This is a genomic window from Acinetobacter sp. H1(2024) (genome assembly GCF_046557555.1).
Lineage (GTDB): Bacteria > Pseudomonadota > Gammaproteobacteria > Pseudomonadales > Moraxellaceae > Acinetobacter > Acinetobacter seifertii.
This window is the reverse complement of sequence record NZ_JBKGFO010000001.1, coordinates 617,552-633,925: the sequence shown is the minus strand read 5'-3', so window position 1 is coordinate 633,925 and position 16,374 is coordinate 617,552. Positions and strand designations below refer to the sequence as shown.

The 16,374-nt window shown below is 39.2% G+C and carries 15 protein-coding genes; 10 read left to right on the top strand and 5 right to left on the bottom strand.

Annotated elements, in window-relative coordinates:
* Window positions 1-94 precede the first annotated feature (94 nt).
* The gene (locus ACLCEG_RS03000; protein WP_410565654.1) at window positions 95-1,486 is read left to right on the top strand and encodes an LLM class flavin-dependent oxidoreductase; all 1,392 of its coding nucleotides are present in this window, start codon (window positions 95-97) and stop codon (window positions 1,484-1,486) included.
* Window positions 1,487-1,680: 194 nt separating this feature from the next.
* Window positions 1,681-3,147, top strand: coding sequence for an MFS transporter (locus ACLCEG_RS02995; protein ID WP_410565651.1), 1,467 nt, complete (start codon window positions 1,681-1,683; stop codon window positions 3,145-3,147).
* Between the two features lie 61 nt (window positions 3,148-3,208).
* Here ACLCEG_RS02995 and ACLCEG_RS02990 read toward each other — a convergent pair whose 3' ends face one another.
* On the bottom strand, window positions 3,209-4,393 hold the full coding sequence (locus ACLCEG_RS02990; RefSeq protein WP_410565648.1) for a hypothetical protein: 1,185 nt from the start codon (window positions 4,391-4,393) through the stop codon (window positions 3,209-3,211).
* A gap of 442 nt (window positions 4,394-4,835) precedes the next feature.
* On the opposite strand from ACLCEG_RS02990, the gene tauA reads away from it, so the two are divergent.
* The 4 genes from tauA to tauD are packed head-to-tail and all read left to right on the top strand — an operon-like array spanning window position 4,836 to window position 8,436.
* The gene (gene tauA / locus ACLCEG_RS02985) at window positions 4,836-5,876 is read left to right on the top strand and encodes a taurine ABC transporter substrate-binding protein (RefSeq protein WP_081038546.1); all 1,041 of its coding nucleotides are present in this window, start codon (window positions 4,836-4,838) and stop codon (window positions 5,874-5,876) included.
* Between the two features lie 9 nt (window positions 5,877-5,885).
* Window positions 5,886-6,680: a taurine ABC transporter ATP-binding protein gene (locus ACLCEG_RS02980; protein ID WP_410565645.1), complete on the top strand. Its 795-nt coding sequence runs from the start codon at window positions 5,886-5,888 to the stop codon at window positions 6,678-6,680.
* Complete coding sequence (gene tauC / locus ACLCEG_RS02975) at window positions 6,677-7,546, top strand: taurine ABC transporter permease TauC (RefSeq protein ID WP_410565642.1); 870 nt, start codon at window positions 6,677-6,679, stop codon at window positions 7,544-7,546. The genes ACLCEG_RS02980 and tauC overlap by 4 nt, the downstream gene beginning before the upstream one ends.
* Window positions 7,547-7,554: 8 nt before the next feature.
* Window positions 7,555-8,436 (top strand): taurine dioxygenase, encoded by an 882-nt coding sequence (gene tauD / locus ACLCEG_RS02970; protein ID WP_410565639.1) that lies wholly within the window; start codon window positions 7,555-7,557, stop codon window positions 8,434-8,436.
* Between the two features lie 66 nt (window positions 8,437-8,502).
* Here the strand turns inward: tauD and ACLCEG_RS02965 are convergent, their stop codons facing one another.
* Window positions 8,503-9,237: an aspartate/glutamate racemase family protein gene (locus ACLCEG_RS02965; protein ID WP_410565636.1), complete on the bottom strand. Its 735-nt coding sequence runs from the start codon at window positions 9,235-9,237 to the stop codon at window positions 8,503-8,505.
* On the bottom strand, window positions 9,234-10,703 hold the full coding sequence (locus ACLCEG_RS02960; protein ID WP_410565633.1) for an NCS1 family nucleobase:cation symporter-1: 1,470 nt from the start codon (window positions 10,701-10,703) through the stop codon (window positions 9,234-9,236). The genes ACLCEG_RS02965 and ACLCEG_RS02960 overlap by 4 nt, the downstream gene beginning before the upstream one ends.
* A 398-nt stretch (window positions 10,704-11,101) precedes the next feature.
* Here ACLCEG_RS02960 and ACLCEG_RS02955 point away from each other — a divergent pair, with 398 nt between their 5' ends.
* Window positions 11,102-11,851, top strand: coding sequence for a GntR family transcriptional regulator (locus tag ACLCEG_RS02955; RefSeq protein ID WP_410565630.1), 750 nt, complete (start codon window positions 11,102-11,104; stop codon window positions 11,849-11,851).
* A gap of 39 nt (window positions 11,852-11,890) precedes the next feature.
* Here the strand turns inward: ACLCEG_RS02955 and ACLCEG_RS02950 are convergent, their stop codons facing one another.
* Window positions 11,891-12,781 carry a LysR family transcriptional regulator gene (locus ACLCEG_RS02950; protein ID WP_004792929.1) on the bottom strand — a complete coding sequence of 297 codons (891 nt, stop codon included), beginning with the start codon at window positions 12,779-12,781 and terminating at the stop codon, window positions 11,891-11,893.
* Window positions 12,782-12,981: 200 nt separating this feature from the next.
* Here ACLCEG_RS02950 and ACLCEG_RS02945 point away from each other — a divergent pair, with 200 nt between their 5' ends.
* The 3 genes from ACLCEG_RS02945 (at window position 12,982) to ACLCEG_RS02935 (ending at window position 15,871) form a co-directional block, all read left to right on the top strand.
* A complete protein-coding gene (locus tag ACLCEG_RS02945) occupies window positions 12,982-13,668 on the top strand; it encodes a hydrolase (protein ID WP_019458906.1) in 687 nt (228 codons plus the stop codon).
* 109 nt (window positions 13,669-13,777) lie between these two features.
* Window positions 13,778-15,652 carry an amidohydrolase gene (locus ACLCEG_RS02940; RefSeq protein WP_410565627.1) on the top strand — a complete coding sequence of 625 codons (1,875 nt, stop codon included), beginning with the start codon at window positions 13,778-13,780 and terminating at the stop codon, window positions 15,650-15,652.
* 57 nt (window positions 15,653-15,709) lie between these two features.
* Window positions 15,710-15,871: a DUF1427 family protein gene (locus ACLCEG_RS02935; protein ID WP_000784879.1), complete on the top strand. Its 162-nt coding sequence runs from the start codon at window positions 15,710-15,712 to the stop codon at window positions 15,869-15,871.
* 69 nt (window positions 15,872-15,940) lie between these two features.
* Here ACLCEG_RS02935 and arsC read toward each other — a convergent pair whose 3' ends face one another.
* Window positions 15,941-16,369, bottom strand: a complete 429-nt coding sequence (arsC, locus tag ACLCEG_RS02930) for an arsenate reductase (glutaredoxin) (protein ID WP_207693403.1) — start codon at window positions 16,367-16,369, stop codon at window positions 15,941-15,943.
* Between the last annotated feature and the right edge of the window lie 5 nt (window positions 16,370-16,374).

The following is a 16,374-nucleotide window of genomic DNA, read 5'->3' as shown; positions in this document are numbered from 1 at the left end:
GAATAAAATCATATTTTGTTTGGGGTTTATATTATAAAGAAAACCTAAAAATTGCTTTAGTATAAAAATTAAATAAAATGCTGGTTGATATTTTATGACTAAGAAAATTAGTTTTAATGCTTTTGAAATGAATTGTATTGCCCATCAATCTCCTGGATTATGGCGACATCCTCAAGATCGATCTGTTGAATATAAAGATTTAGAATATTGGACAGATTTAGCACAAATTCTTGAGCGTGGTTTTTTTGACGGTATCTTTATTGCAGATGTGCTTGGTATTTATGACGTTTATCATCAAAGTGCTGAACATGCCTTAACAGGTGCAGTACAAGTTCCAGTCAATGATCCGCTACAGATTGTGCCAGCGATGGCAGCAGTCACAAAGCACTTGGGTTTTGGTGTCACAACTTCGATTTCCTTTGAACATCCTTATCCTTTTGCTAGACGTATTAGCACGTTAGACCATTTAACCAAAGGGCGAGTTGGATGGAATATCGTGACGTCTTATTTGGAAAGCGGTTCGAAAAACTTGGGTCTAAAAACTCAGGTTAATCATGACAATCGTTATGATATTGCTGATGAATACTTAGAAGTCCTTTACAAACTTTGGGAAGGTTCTTGGGAAGAAGGTTCGGTACTTCGTGACCGTGAAAGCGGTATCTTTGCTGACCATAAAAAAGTGCATCCAATTCAGCACGAAGGTAAATACTTTACTGTACCAGGCATCCATATTTGTGAACCATCACCACAGCGAACGCCAGTACTCTATCAAGCAGGCGCATCTTCACGCGGACAGAAGTTTGCTAGTCAAAATGCCGAGTGTGTATTCATCGCAGCGCCGTCTAAAATTGCTACAAAAAAAGTGGTGCAGGGCATTCGCCAGAAATTGGCTCAGGAAGGCCGCGATCCGCACTCAGTTAAAATTTATGCACTTCTATCGATTGTCACTGATGAAACCGATGCAAAAGCACAAGCTAAGTTTAAAGAATATCAAAGCTATGGAAGCTACGATGGCGCTTTAACATTACTGTCTGGCTGGTCTGGTGTTGATTTTTCACAATATCAACCGACCGATAAAGTTGAATATATTCAAACCAATGCGATTCAATCTTTATTGGATTCTTATGTAAATGCAGACCCTGAACGTGTTTGGACGATTGAAGAAATTGCAAACTGGAACAGCTTAGGAGGTAATGGGCCAGTATTGGTGGGTTCGGCAGAAACAGTTTCAGATGCTCTACAGCAATGGGTTGAAGATACCGATGTTGATGGCTTTAACTTGGCCTATATTTTGGCGCATCAAACCTTTGCTGATGTGGTTGAGTTTATTGTGCCAGAGTTGCAAAAACGTGGGGTATATCAAACCTCATATGCAAAAGGAACATTAAGAGAAAAATTATTTGGTGCCGGGCCATATTTGCCTGAAAATCACCGCGGTGCAAAATATCGTAATCTAAAAGAGTTAAAACTTGCTGAGGCGAGTTAATATTTTGCAAAACCATTAAATAAATAGCTGGTTAAATACCAGCTTTTATTTTGTGTTTTTATATCGGTTTTACTGCTGAGTTAATAATGAAAAGATAATTCTATAATTTAGATTAAAAAATCAGATTAATTTGTTTTTGTATTGTGTGAATAATCATTATTTTGTTTCTGTTATTAAAATTCAGGAATTATTAAGTGAGCACACAAGAACTCGATCATAACTATCGTTATGAAATTAAATCTCCCGATGATGTTTCACAATTAATTTCCAAATTTGCAGGGAAGGGGAAGTCAAATAAAGTCATTTGGTTGGCACTGATTGGTGTGTTTATTGATGCCTATGATTTAACAACACTGTCCTTTGGTATTGAGCAAGTTATCTCAGAGTTTTCTTTAAGCCCTGTGATGACTGGGGTGGTGGCTTCAGCAATTGTCTGCGGAACCATTGTGGGTAATCTGATTGGTGGTTGGCTGACAGATAAAATTGGCCGTTATCGGGTCTTCATGGCGGACATGGTGCTTTTCGTCATTGCGGCAATTGTTGCAGGCTTTGCACCGAATGTCTGGGTTTTGATTTTAGCCAGATTTATTATGGGAATTAGTGTTGGTATTGATTTGCCTGTTGCAATGTCATACTTATCTGAGTTTTCCAAGTTTAACGGTAGTAGCAATAAGGCAGCGCGTTTAGCAGCATGGTGCCCAATGTGGTATGCCGCTTCTTCGGTATGTTTTGGTCTAGTTCTGGCGCTTTATTTTCTTTTACCCCCTGAACATAGCAACTGGTTATGGCGAGCATCTTTAATTTTTGGAGCAGTGCCAGCGTTACTCATTATTTTTATTCGCGGTAAATATTTAACTGAATCACCCATTTGGCTTGCAAACCAAGGTGATTTAAAAGGTGCGGCTAAAGTTCTACAAGAATCCTATGCAATTCATGCAATCGCTACAGTTGAAAAAGTAGAAAGAACTGCTGAAAAGAAAAAGCGTGAGGGTTTTGCAGTTTTATTTAATAAAACCTATTTGCCAAGAACTATTGTGGCCATTGTGATTCACATTTCGGTGGCATTTCAGTACACGACTATTGCCTTCTTTTTACCTTCTATTTTAACACGGTTCTTTCATACCGATGTCTTGACGACCATTACTACAACACTCGGGCTCAATTTGCTATTTGCATTTACGGGCGGGTTGTTGGGCGTATTTGTTGCTAGCAGATTTAAATCTCGTCATGTGTTGCTTACAGGCTTTTTCCTCCAGTTTATAGCACTCATTGCACTGGCATTAATTGGTGAACCCGGTAATAGCTTTTTACTCTATACCGCAATTGGCATGCTCGGTTTATGGCTTTTTGCTGAAGGCTTTGGGCCTGGGGCACAAATGATGGTTTATCCAACCATGGCTTATCCAGCTTCGATTCGTGGCGTTGGTGTCGGCTTTAACCGTGCGGTAACGGGTGTTGCTCAAGCAATTGCTTTATTTGTTTTACCCATCTGGATGGCGGGATATAAAACTGATGTTTACCTGATTATTTCTATCTTTGCATTTATTCCTTTAATTGTGATTGGGCTACTGATTAAGTTTGAGCCTACCGCCCAAGATGTCGATGTGATTGATGAAGATAAAACAGAACTTCCTCTCAATAATTCACCAGTAATCGACTAGCGTAAAATTAGATATCTAAATGAAAACAAAGGCCAACATTTGTTGGCCTTTGTTTTTGGAGTTAGAAGTAATAAGCAAAAATCACAAACGCTTTTTTATTCCATTTATCATTGCTTCCACCAGCTGCAAGGCCTTCACTGTCTCCTAGATATGGATCATGTTTACCCATCAGTAACTCGGCTTGTACTGTCAATTTTTGATAGTTAAAGGCAATGCCGGGAATAAAACGGGTGGAGTCTTTAAAACCATCTTGCTCTTTTCGATAAGAACTATAATTTAGGTAGGGGCGAACAGAGGTAATTGGGCCAAATTGCTGAGGGAACAAATAGCTGAGTTCGGCTGAATAAATCTGACCTTTAGTTGCCGAGTTAAATGAATAATCGAAACCACCTAAAGTCAGGTGGTCTTTATATTGATTGTCGGCATTATCAATGTCTTGATAACCAGCCAAAAGCTGTAAATTCCATTGGTTATAATTGGTGTTGCTAAAAACCGAATAGACTTGGCGATTCCCATCTTGCTCTGAGCGTTTGTTTTCAATGGTGGAATACCATGCAGAAGCACCTAGTTGGGTAGAGAAATTTTCTTGGCCTAAGACATTTTTAAAGGTATGAGCACCACGAACAACAATGGAGTTCTTTTCTTTGGTATTGGTGCCTTCTGGTACAGAGTCATCTGCATTGACAGGGTTGATACTAAATCGACTCGAGTCTTTGCTTTTACCTCTATAGGTGCCACCATCGGTAGGATAAAAGGCAAATTGTGCCTCATTGATTCCATCATTGAAATCATATTTCACGCCAAGGTTGTGTACATCTTCCCAGCCCGCACTATTGGCAATGCCTAAATAATAAGTATTTCCCCAAAAGCGACCCAAGCCAAAAGGAACGGGGTTTAAGCCAGCAATAATTTTACTATTGTCATTAATTTTATAACCCAACCATGCATCGGTGAGCCAATTTGCATCACCTAAACGCCCGTAATATTCATAAACCCGATAATCTAAGCGGCCAATCCATTTCGGGGAGTTGTAATCTAGCCATAATACGGCGTCATTAAAAGAAAATTTACTTGTAGAAGGTTCAGAGTCAAAATCATAAACATATTTAGCCCGAACAGTACCACTCACTTTAAGTTGGCCTTCTTCAGCATTACCAAAGGTAAGCGCTGCATGGCTTGAAAGACTAGAGGTAGTCAAAGTCGTAGCGATGAATATTTTTTTTAAATTTTGGGGATGTTTAAACAAAATATATTTTCTCCTCTTAAAAATAAAAAATGAAACTTGTGTCATGTATAAACCAGAAAAAGATTTGTCTAAATCTCAATATTTGCAGAGGTTTTAAGTTAAAAAGATAATAAAATCTGAACTTTATATAAAAGAATGAAAATTAATTAGATGCAAAACTCTGGATGCGATAAGCAAAAAATAAAAATGACGAAATGAGTAGGATAAAATAATTAGAGTAGATGTGTCAGGTTTTTCTCATCATGTGTTTTTTGAATATGCTTTTTAATTATTGATATATAAGTATTTTAATTTTATGGCTAATCTGTAAGTTTGGTTGATATTTTCTTTTTACCAAAAGATAAAAACTTATATGAAAAAGTTATTTATCAAAAATAGATAAGCAACTCATATTTTTTTATTTTTCATTATAAAGCCAGCTGCATACCATGAGCTTATATTATTGAAAGATCATGAAATTATGAGCACAAAGACCAAACCGTTGATTATCACGGCAATTGTGGTTGTAGCAATTGTTGCATTTATCGTATGGCAAAATAAAAAAGACAATAATACAAGTGCTTCAGTTCGCGACAGTAAACCTGTCGTAATTGCCTATCAAACAGGGGTGGACCCAAGCAAAGTTGCGCAGGCCAATGGGGAATATGAAAAACATAGCCAACGTAACATTCAATGGAAAAAATTTGATGCGGGTTCAGACGTTGTAAACGCCCTTGCTTCAGGTGATGTCGTACTTGGCAATATTGGCTCAAGTCCACTTGCTGCTGCGGCAAGCCGTGATTTACCGATTGAAGTATTCTTAATTACATCAAAACTTGGTGGATCTGAAGCATTAGTGGTAAGTAATAAATCAGGCATTAAAACTCCTCAAGATTTAATTGGCAAAACCATTGCTGTACCGTTTGTTTCAACAACCCATTACAGCCTTTTGTCGGCACTTAAACATTGGAACATTCCAGAAGACAAAGTAAAAATTATTAACTTGCGTCCACCTGAAATTTCAGCTGCTTGGGAACGTGGTGATATTGATGCTGCCTATGTGTGGGAACCTGCTTTAAGTAAAGCCAAAGCATCTGGTACGGTTTTAACTGACTCAAAACAAGTAGGTGAATGGGGCGCTCCAACTTATGACTTATGGGTTGTGCGTAAAGATTTTGCAGAGAAAAATCCTGATTTCTTAAAAGCTTTTGTTAAAACTACGCTTGAGCAGCTTGAAAAATACAATCAAGACCCAGCCGCTTACGTTAAAGATGCCGATAACGTGCAAAAAATTGCGCAGCTCACAGGTTCTGATCCAAAAGATATCCCGCTTTTATTAAGTGGAAATATTTACCTAGACCACGCTCAGCAAAAACAAACTTTAGATGGTGAATTTGCGCAAAATATTTTTGATACAGCGAAGTTCTTAAAAGGTCAGGGCAAGGTCGATCAACTTAAAGCCGATTATAAAGGCAATGTGAATTCTTCATTTTTGCAGCCTTAAGGAGTTGTCATGAGTGTACTAGAAGCCAAACATATTCATCTGACTTTTCCTAAACAGCAAAAGCCAGTTTTACAAGACATTAACCTAACCATTGAAGAAGGTTCTTTAACCGTGATTTTGGGCGAGTCTGGTTGTGGCAAAACAACTTTGCTTAATATCTTGGCAGGGTTTCAAAAGCCGAGTTCAGGTGATGTGCTTGTAAATCATGAAGTAGTAAATGGACCAGATGTAACCCGCGCTGTCGTGTTTCAGGATCATGCACTCCTTCCTTGGTTGAATGTTGCAGATAATGTTGGCTTCGCTTTGCAGTTAAAAGGTTTAAAGCGCGCAGATATCGAAGCACAAGTGAACGCAATTTTAAAAATTGTAGGTTTAAGCCACGTTGAAAAAGCCAATATTTGGGAACTTTCCGGTGGTATGAAACAACGTGTTGGTATTGCTAGAGCTTTGATTAGTCATGCACCGTTTATTTTATTAGATGAACCTTTTGCCGCATTAGATGCTTTTACACGTGAAAACATGCAGCAGTTAGTGCTCGATTTATGGATTCAACAAAATAAAAGCTTCTTTTTAATTACTCATGACATTGAAGAAGCATTATTGCTCAGCAATCAGTTAGTTCTGATGACAGCGCATCCAGGCAAAATTGTAGAAACTCTACATCTCGATTTTGCTAATCAATATCGTCAAGGCGAGTCTATTCGCTCAATTAAATCGGACCCTCAATTTATTCAGCTCAGAGAACAGCTGTTTGAAAGTTTAAGGGCGCAAAAACAAAGCGGTAAGGAGGCGTTAACCACATGAACACTAAAGATAACGTCTATGAATATGACAAAGTAGGGCTAAAACTTAAGCCAGATGTGCAAACAGAAAATGCTTCATTTCTATCGTCATTTTTTGAGAAGCATCGCACTTTGGCAGTTAGCATAATTAGTGTGGGAAGTGTGGTCGCACTCTGGTTTCTCATTACTGCTTTGCATATCGTACCTGAACTGTTTTTACCGAGCCCACAGGCAGTCTGGCAAAAATTTATATCGGTCAGCCAAGAAGGCTTTATGAAGGCTACTTTGTGGCAACACTTGGCCGCTAGTATCTCTCGTGTGTTTTTGGCTTTGATTGCTGCCGTGGTGATTGGTGTTCCGCTGGGTTTGTGGATGGGGCTGAACAAATGGGTTCGTGCTGTTCTAGATCCTTTGGTTGAATTATTACGTCCAATTCCGCCGTTAGCGTATTTGCCGTTACTTGTTATTTGGTTCGGTATTGGCGAAACCACAAAAGTACTTTTGATTTTCTTCTCGATTTTGGCGCCTGTCATTATTAGTAGTGCGCATGGTGTTTTAAGCCATCAGCTTAATCGTGAGCGTGCGGCATTGTCGTTGGGTGCGAGTCAGTCACAAGTCTTTTGGCATGTCATTTTACCAACGGCTTTGCCTCATATTATTACCGGTATTCGTATTGGTCTCGGGGTGGGCTGGTCAACATTAGTTGCAGCAGAATTGGTTGCAGCGGACCGTGGTATTGGTTTTATGGTGCAATCGGCAGCGCAGTTCTTAATTACCGATACGGTGATTCTGGGCATTATTGTGATTGCGATTGTCGCAGTTAGTTTTGAGCTGTTTTTACGTTGGTTACAAAAACAGTTTTCTCCTTGGTATGGTCAGCAGTTGTAGTAAAGAAGATGAATACAGAAGTAGCAAACTTAAATATTGAAGTGATCAAGCCTACCATTGGCGCAATTATTCACGATATTGATTTGAATGCGTTAAATGAACAGACAACGCAACAAATCCAGCAGGCTTTGGTTGATCATCAGGTCATTTTTTTTCGAAAGCAACAATTAGCACCACAAGCACAAGCAGACTTGGCACGTAGTTTTGGCACCTTACATGTGCACCCGATTTATCCTTCAATTGAAGATGTACCTGAGGTGATGGTGCTCGACAGTTGGAAACAAGATTTGCGTGACAATGAACTTTGGCACACAGACGTGACTTTTAGTAAAACTCCACCTTTAGGGTGTGTGTTGCAAGCCATTAAAATTCCACCTGTAGGCGGCGATACATTATGGTCGAGCAATACAGCAGCTTTTAAAGAGCTCCCGCTTGAGTTGCAGCAAAAACTACGTGGCTTAACTGCAACACACGATATTCGTAAGTCTTTTCCACTTGAGCGTTTTGCCCATAACGAAGAAGAACGTGAAAAGCTTTTGCAAACCTTTAAACGTAACCCGCCAGTGGTTCACCCAGTGGTGCGTACTCATCCGGTTACAGGTGAGCCTTTGTTGTTCGTAAGTGAAGGCTTTACTACTCGCATTAATGAGTTACCTGAACAAGAAAGTGAGCAATTACTTGATTTCTTGTTTGAACATGCGACCCAAGAGCAATTTCATTTACGCTGGAAATGGCAAGACGGTGACGTCGCGATTTGGGATAACCGTTGTACACAACATAAAGCATTATTCGATTATGGCGATGCTCATCGCATCATGCACCGTGCAACCATTAACGGTGATGTGCCATTTTATAAAGAAGAACAACAGCCAGAGTTAGCCGAAGTTTAATTCTTTGATTTTGAGCCGTTTCAATTCCAACGCAGCGTTTTGAGTTGGAGTTGAAACAATAGCTCTTTAGTGCATTCCAAATTCTGACAATATGCCTGTGTAGTTCTTTACAGGAGGTGAGGCCCAATCACCAACTTTGCTGTTTTTTAAATTTAATTGAACTAGCATTTCAGCTTGTTTAATGGCTGCTGTAACGCCGTCTATAACGATTACTCCCAACTCGTTTTGTAGCTTTAGACATAAATCACTCATACCTGCACAGCCCAAAACAATCGCATCGCTTTTATCTTCAACGAGCGCTTTTTTGCACTCATCTCGTATGGTTTGATAAGCGTCTGAGTAAGGAAGCTCCAACTCTTCAACTGCGATATCACATGCCCGAACATTTTTGCAAAATGGCGTAGCGCCATAACGATGTGCCAGATGCCAGCTCATATTCACTGTCCGTTGTAAGGTGGTGACTACACTAAAACCAGTACTGACATAACTTGCAGTTCGCATAGCTGCTTCAGCAATCCCAATCACCGGTGCTGAAGTGATTTCTCGGGCAGCGTAAAGCGCAGGGTCACCAAAACAGGCAATGATATAGGCATCTACATTTAGCTGTTCACCTTGGCGTATTTCCTCTAACACACCTACTGCACTTAGAGCTTCATCATAATAACTTTCAATCGTTGCAGGTCCCATTTGAGGACTTACAGCAATAATTTGAGTACCAGAATTTGCGACTATCTTTGCTGATGCAGCAATTTTGTCAGTCATGCTTTGAGTAGTATTGGGATTAATAATTTTAATTTTCATTGTACTTTTACCTTAGTCATTGCCGATTTAGCATGGGTAAGCGGTTGGTTAAGAAATCGGTAAATGACAAAACCGAATCCCATACCAATAAACCATGTGAAATTAGCCAGCCCAGACAGTTGTGGTAAAAGTACGCAGAGAATAGGAATTAATGAAGCTGGAATTAAGGCATAAAAGGCAGAGTGGTTATAACCATTTTTGTACCAATACAAACCTTTGGTATCTAAAGTATATAAATCATCTACCACGATTTTCTGTTTTTTAACGAGATAAAAATCGGCGAGCAATACACCAAAAAGTGGACCGATAAATGCACCTAAAATATCAATGGTGTAATGGATCACTTGAGGATTATTGAACAAATTCCATGGGGTAATGAAAATTGAACCTACTGCTGCAATCATTCCACCCATACGCCAGCTAATTTTGCTTGGTGAAATATTAGAAAAATCAAAGGCAGGTGAAACAAAGTTAGCAACAATATTAATCCCAATGGTGGCAATCATTAAGGTCAAACTACCTAGAATCACCACAGAGGTGTTATCTAATTTACCAACCATCTCGACAGGGTCGGTAATGAGCTTGCCGTAGACTGGAAGCGTTGCCGCAATACACACCACAGTAAGTAAAGAAAAGCCTAAGAAATTAATCGGTAGCCCAAGAAAGTTCCCCATTTTAATCGCGTTAAAGCTTTTGCCATAACGAGAGAAGTCGCCAAAGTTCAGCATAGGCCCTGAAAAATATGAAACAACAAGCGCAATAGCACCAATCATGACTGGTACAACCGCAAAACCGTCGTATTGAACACCGCTCAAGTTTAAATCAATATTTTGCCAGCCAGCTTTCCAGATCAGCCAAACTGCCATGGCAAACATTACGATGTAGACAGCCGGACCCGCCCAGTCAATGAACTTACGAATACTGTCCATGCCAGACCAGAAAACAATCGCTTGTAGTAGCCAAAGCAGCATGAAGCCAACCCATCCTAAATAGGAAAGCCCAAGAAAGCCATAAGTTGAAACATCGGCATAGACCGACCATTCTGGAAAGAACTTTAAAATGACCAATAAGAAAGCACTTGAGGCCAAATAGGTTTGAATGCCATACCATGCGACAGCAATAAGCCCACGGATAACAGCAGGAATATTTGCACCAAGCACACCAAAGGTTGCACGGCAAATAACAGGATAGGGCGTACCAGTTTGTTGGCTAGACTTGGCAATCAGGTTTGTAAAAAACTGAACTATGGCAATGCCGATGAGTAAAGAGAGAAGTACCTGCCAGCTATTGAGCCCTAGTGCAAAAAGGCTCCCAGCCATGACATAACCGCCGACACTATGAACATCCGACATCCAGAAGGCAAAAATATTATAAGCGCCCCAAGTTTGCTTTTTTAAAGGAGCTAAGTCTTGATTTGTTAGTTTTGCATCATAAGAAGGTTTAATTATTGCTTCGCTATTATTCATCTTGAACACTCACTTCCCTATGTTGGGCGGGCACGTTCTTCAGCAGCTTGAAATACTGACTAAAAGAATGAAATTAAAATTGTGCACAATGTGATATTTTGATTGTGCACAATTTATTGAGCAAAAGTTATGCCAAACTTGAGATGTAGTATTGATGAGTGATTTAGCTTGATACGATTTTAGAATATGAAGAGAGAGATTTATAAACTGAGACGGGCTTAATTTTTTATAAAAAGTAAATAAATTTAGGTGTATAAGTAGATATTTAGAGGTCTAATATTGAATTGTTCAGCTCAGCATAGATGTTGTGAAAGTTATAGAAATATTTCCAAATGCTTAAGTTAAACTTACACTATTCAAAATAGATAAAGTTCTAAAAAAGGGGGACATTAATAAAAATGGAGAAATCAATGTCATCGAGTGCACCAAAAAAAGCCGTAGAAATGAGCAATGATGAAATTGATGAACATATATATAACGCAATTGTAGATGCTATTTTAAATCGACAACTTGCCCCTGGTGCACGTTTAGTTGAAGCACCCTTATGTGAAGCATTTGGTGTAACGCGAGGCGTGTTAAGACGTGTTTTTGTCAAACTTGCCCATGATAAGGTTATTGAAATTCAGCCCAATCGTGGGGCACTCATCGCAAAACATAGTGCTCATGAAACAAAAGAGGTTTTTGAAGCACGCAGCATGCTTGAAATTGCCACTGTAAAAAAGCTGGCTCAAAAGTCACATAAGCTAGATTTTAGTGAGCTTCGAGGCTTGGTCGATCAAGAGTCTAAAGAGCGTTTAGCTGGAAATTGGGCCGAGTGGATTAAGCTATCAGGTCAATTTCATTTAAAGCTGATTGAAGCTAATCAAAATTCGATCATGTCTAGTTATTTGCAGACGCTTATTGCGAGAACTTCGTTATTAATTGGATTGTATGAGATTCCAAAACATAATAATTGTTCTGTAGATGAACACCGTGCAATTTTAGATGCCATTGAACAAGGCGATGAAAAGCGCGCAACTCAATTGATGGAAGAGCATTTAGAACACTACGCAACCACATTTATTGAAGAAAACAGTACAGTGTCTGCAGATCAAAATTTATTAAATTTATTTAAAAATAAGAAGATAGAAACGCCGCAAACTAACTAAAAATTATGGGCCAATTCCTATGGAAAAGGCCCAGATTGGTTATTTTATGGGAACGATTTGACGCGTTAAAAAATCAATAAATAGTTTTACTTTCTTCGATAAAATTTTACGGTTTGGCCATGTCACATATAAGTGAAGCGGCTGACTAGTGTAATCCTCCAAACACTTCTGTAATTTACCTTCTTTGTAATAAGGCTCTGCAATAAACTCTGGAAGAAAAACGATACCGTGATCTTTCAAGCACATATCTAATAATAATTCCCCATTATTACAGGTCATCACAGGGAAGCAATTAAAGGACACCTCTTTTTGATCTTTTTGGAAAATCAATTTTTTATGTCGGCTATCTTGATAGTAAATCAGAAATTTATGTTCTTTCAGTTCTTCTAAAGAGGTTGGCAGGCCATGCTGATTAAAATATTCAGGTGTTGCATATAAATATCGTTGATAGGTATTTAATATTTTACTATTTGCCAAATTTGGAGGTGAACCATCTACACGAATGGTTAAATCAAATTTATTATTATTCGTGTCTAATAGCTGATCAGTCATGAATAAATCAATTTTGATACTGGGATATTTCTCTATAAAGTCTGAAATAATATGCTGAAGAAAAATATTGCTAAAAGACATGGGGGTATTGAGCTTAAGTTCGCCTTCAGGGTACTGCTGATTGTAGCTAATTTCATAAGCAGCCCATTCAAATTCACTTAAAATGACTTTACTATGTTGATAAAATTTTTCCCCACAAGAGGTGAGATTCATCTGTCTTGTTGTTCTGGTTAACAGTGTGGTTTTCAGGTCATTTTCGAGGTAGCAAACACGTTTGGCTACTAAGTCACGAGAGATGTCGAGTGCTCTGGCTGCGCTACTAAAATTCCCATGCTCTACGACACTTACAAAAGTGGAAATACAGTCTAATCGATCCATGGATAAGCAAAAGTTAAAAAAATATATATCAATGATTAAACTATAAAAATTAAAAAGCAATCATTGATTTTATTGTATTCGTACAGCATACAGATTCGAGCTGATTTACTGTCTATTTTTTTACATTTTTATCTGTTTTGATAATAAACATTAGATTTTTTACTTAAACACAAAACTTATCAGTAATAACGGAGTTATTCATGAATAAATCACTTTTAGAACAATTATCACCAACGAATTGTCAGGTTATTTTTATTGATCATCAGCCACAAATGGCTTTTGGGGTACAGTCAATAGATCGCCAAGTATTAAAGAATAATACTGTAGGGTTAGCAAAAGCAGCTAAAACATTCAATATTCCTGTCACCATTACTACGGTTGAAACTGAAAGCTTCTCTGGTCATACCTATCCAGAACTTTTAGATGTATTTCCAGATGCTCCATTACTAGAACGTACTTCTATGAACTCATGGGATGACCAAAAAGTACGTGATTCTCTTGCAAAAAATAATCGTAAAAAAGTGATTGTTTCAGGCTTATGGACTGAAGTGTGCAATAACACTTTTGCTTTTGGCGCTATGCTTGAAGGTGATTATGAAATTTATATGGTTGCCGATGCGTCAGGTGGTACATCGAAAGAAGCTCACGATTATTCTATGCAGCGCATGATTCAAGCAGGTGTTATTCCAGTAACTTGGCAGCAAGTCTTACTTGAATGGCAACGTGATTGGGCACACCGTGATACGTATGATGCAGTTATGGCAATTGTACGCGAGCATTCTGGTGCTTATGGTATGGGCGTTGATTATGCCTATACGATGGTACATAAGGCACCTGAACGTACAACTTCAAAACACGAAGTACTTGCACCAGTTCCTGCAAAATAAAACAGTACTGATTTAGGTAAAGGTATGTCTAGTATTCAATATTTAAGTGATATTAATACAGACATGCCTTTATTTTTTAGAACGATAATTCACAAGAATGGAGTTCAGAATGACCGAAATAAACCTCATACTCATAAACGGTAAAATCACAACACTAGATCCTCAGAATCCCGAAGTACAAGCAATTGCCATTGCAGATGGTAAAGTCGTACGTACGGGTACAAATGATGAGGTTATGAAGCTCGCAACTCCTACAAGCAAAGTCGTAGACTTAAATGGTCGTCGCGTTATACCGGGGCTAAATGACAGTCATCTGCATATTATTCGTGGTGGCCTAAATTACAATATGGAATTGCGCTGGGAAGGTGTGCCATCCGTTGCTGATGCTCTACGATTACTTAAAGAACAAGCAGATAATACGCCAGCTCCACAATGGGTACGTGTGGTTGGTGGTTGGACTGAGTTCCAGTTTGCCGAAAAGCGGTTACCAACTTTAGAAGAAATTAATAAAGCTGCGCCAGATACTCCTGTCTTTGTTTTACATCTATATGCCAGTGCGATGCTCAACCGAGCTGCGCTTGATGTATTAGGCTTTAACAAAGACACGCCAGACCCGCCAGGTGGCAAGATTGTAAGAGATGAAAAAGGTGAGCCAACAGGTCTGTTGCTCGCAACGCCATCCGCTATGATTTTATATTCAACCTTAGGGAAAGCACCGAAATTGCCAGTTGAAGATCAAGTCAATTCAACTCGTCATTTCATGCGTGAGCTGAACCGATTAGGTATTACTTCTGCAATTGATGCAGGCGGTGGCGGTCAAAATTATCCTGAAGATTATGATGTGATTAAGCAATTACACGACCAAAATCAAATGACTGTACGTATTGCTTATAACCTATTTGCTCAGAAGGCAGGCCAAGAGCTTGATGATTACCGCCGCTGGACAGAAATGACATTTCCGGGCGATGGTGATGAACTATTTAGAATGAATGGAGCCGGTGAGAATTTGACGTGGTCTGCGGGGGACTTTGAAGATTTTTATGAGCCACGTCCAGATTTACCAGAAAAAATGGAAGGTGAACTCGAAGCCATTGTAGAGTACTTGGCTGAAAAGAAATGGCCATTCCGTATTCACGCAACCTATGATGAAAGTATTAATCGTTTGCTCAATGTATTTGAGCGAGTAAATGCTAAACAGCCATTTGCGACCCGATTTATTATTGACCATGCCGAAACTGTAACTGAGCGCAATATCGAACGTATTGGTGCGTTGGGTGGTGGTATTGCCATTCAACACCGTATGACATATCAAGGTGAGATTTTCGTAAAACGTTATGGCGCCGAAGCCGCTCAGGCAACGCCACCAGTCAAGAAAATGTTAGAACTCGGTGTTCCAGTTGGTGCGGGGACAGATGCGACTCGTGTTGCATCTTATAACCCTTGGGTGTGTTTGTATTGGCTGACTACAGGTAAAACAGTGGGTGGCTTACCGCTCTATGATGAAAAAAATCTATTAGACCGTCAAACAGCCCTAAAACTCTGGACTAAAGGTTCGGCATGGTTTTCGGGTGAAAAAGATATCAAAGGTTCACTCACAGCAGGAGAACTTGCTGACTTGGTTGTGCTGTCCGATGACTACTTTAAAGTTGAAGCAAAAGATATTCAGTGGATTGAGTCTGTACTCACTGTTTTAGGTGGCAAAGTGGTGTACGCAGGGGCAGAGTTTAAGCAGGATGATCCGCCGTTACCACCAGCATCTCCAACATGGTCGCCGGTAAAACGCTTTGGTGGTCAGTGGCGTTTATCTGAAAACCGTAATGCGCCTTCCAATGAGTCACTACAGTCACAAAGTGCATTGTGTGCATGTGCTAGCAGCTGTGGCATGCATGGACACAGCCACGCTTGGATGCTTGATGTTCCTGTAAACGATAAAGACAAAAAGTCTTTCTGGGGCGCACTAGGGTGCTCGTGTTTTGCATTTTAAATAAAACAGTATGGGAACCTGCCGCTTTAAATGGCTTGGTTTTCTAAGGTATGTACCATGAAAATGTACTTATTATCTTTGGCTGTAGGGTTGCTTGTTGGTGTCTTATATTATGTTTTAAATGTTAAGTCACCAGCTCCACCTCTTGTTGCATTAGTCGGTTTATTGGGCATGGTAATAGGAGAGCAGCTGCTTCCTTTTATTAAATCCTATTTTTAATCCGTTTCATTTATAAAAAGCTAAGTGGTGTCATGCCATTTAGCTTTTTATATTGGTAAGTGTCTTCAATTACTTTATACGATGACCTTGCTCATCAATAATCACTTCACCATCTTCTTTTGCAAAATAGCCTAAGTTTTTTGAATCTAAAATGTCCAATACAACCTCAGAAGGGCGGCAAAGTCGTGTCCCTTTGGGTGTAACCACAAATGGACGATTAATTAAAATTGGATACTGCATCATAAAGTCAATTAACTGTTCATCGGTCCAGTGGTCTTGTTCTAACTCTAAATCTTTATAGGGATCAACATTTTTACGAATGGCTTCCCGTACAGTTAAGTTTGAATCCTGAATGAGTTGGATTAGTTCATCTTTACTTGGAGGTGTGTGTAAATATTCAATAACAATAGGCTCAATCCCGGCATGACGAATAAGCGCCAATGTATTTCGTGAAGTTCCACAAGTAGGGTTATGATAGATTTTCAATTGATCGCTCATGATAA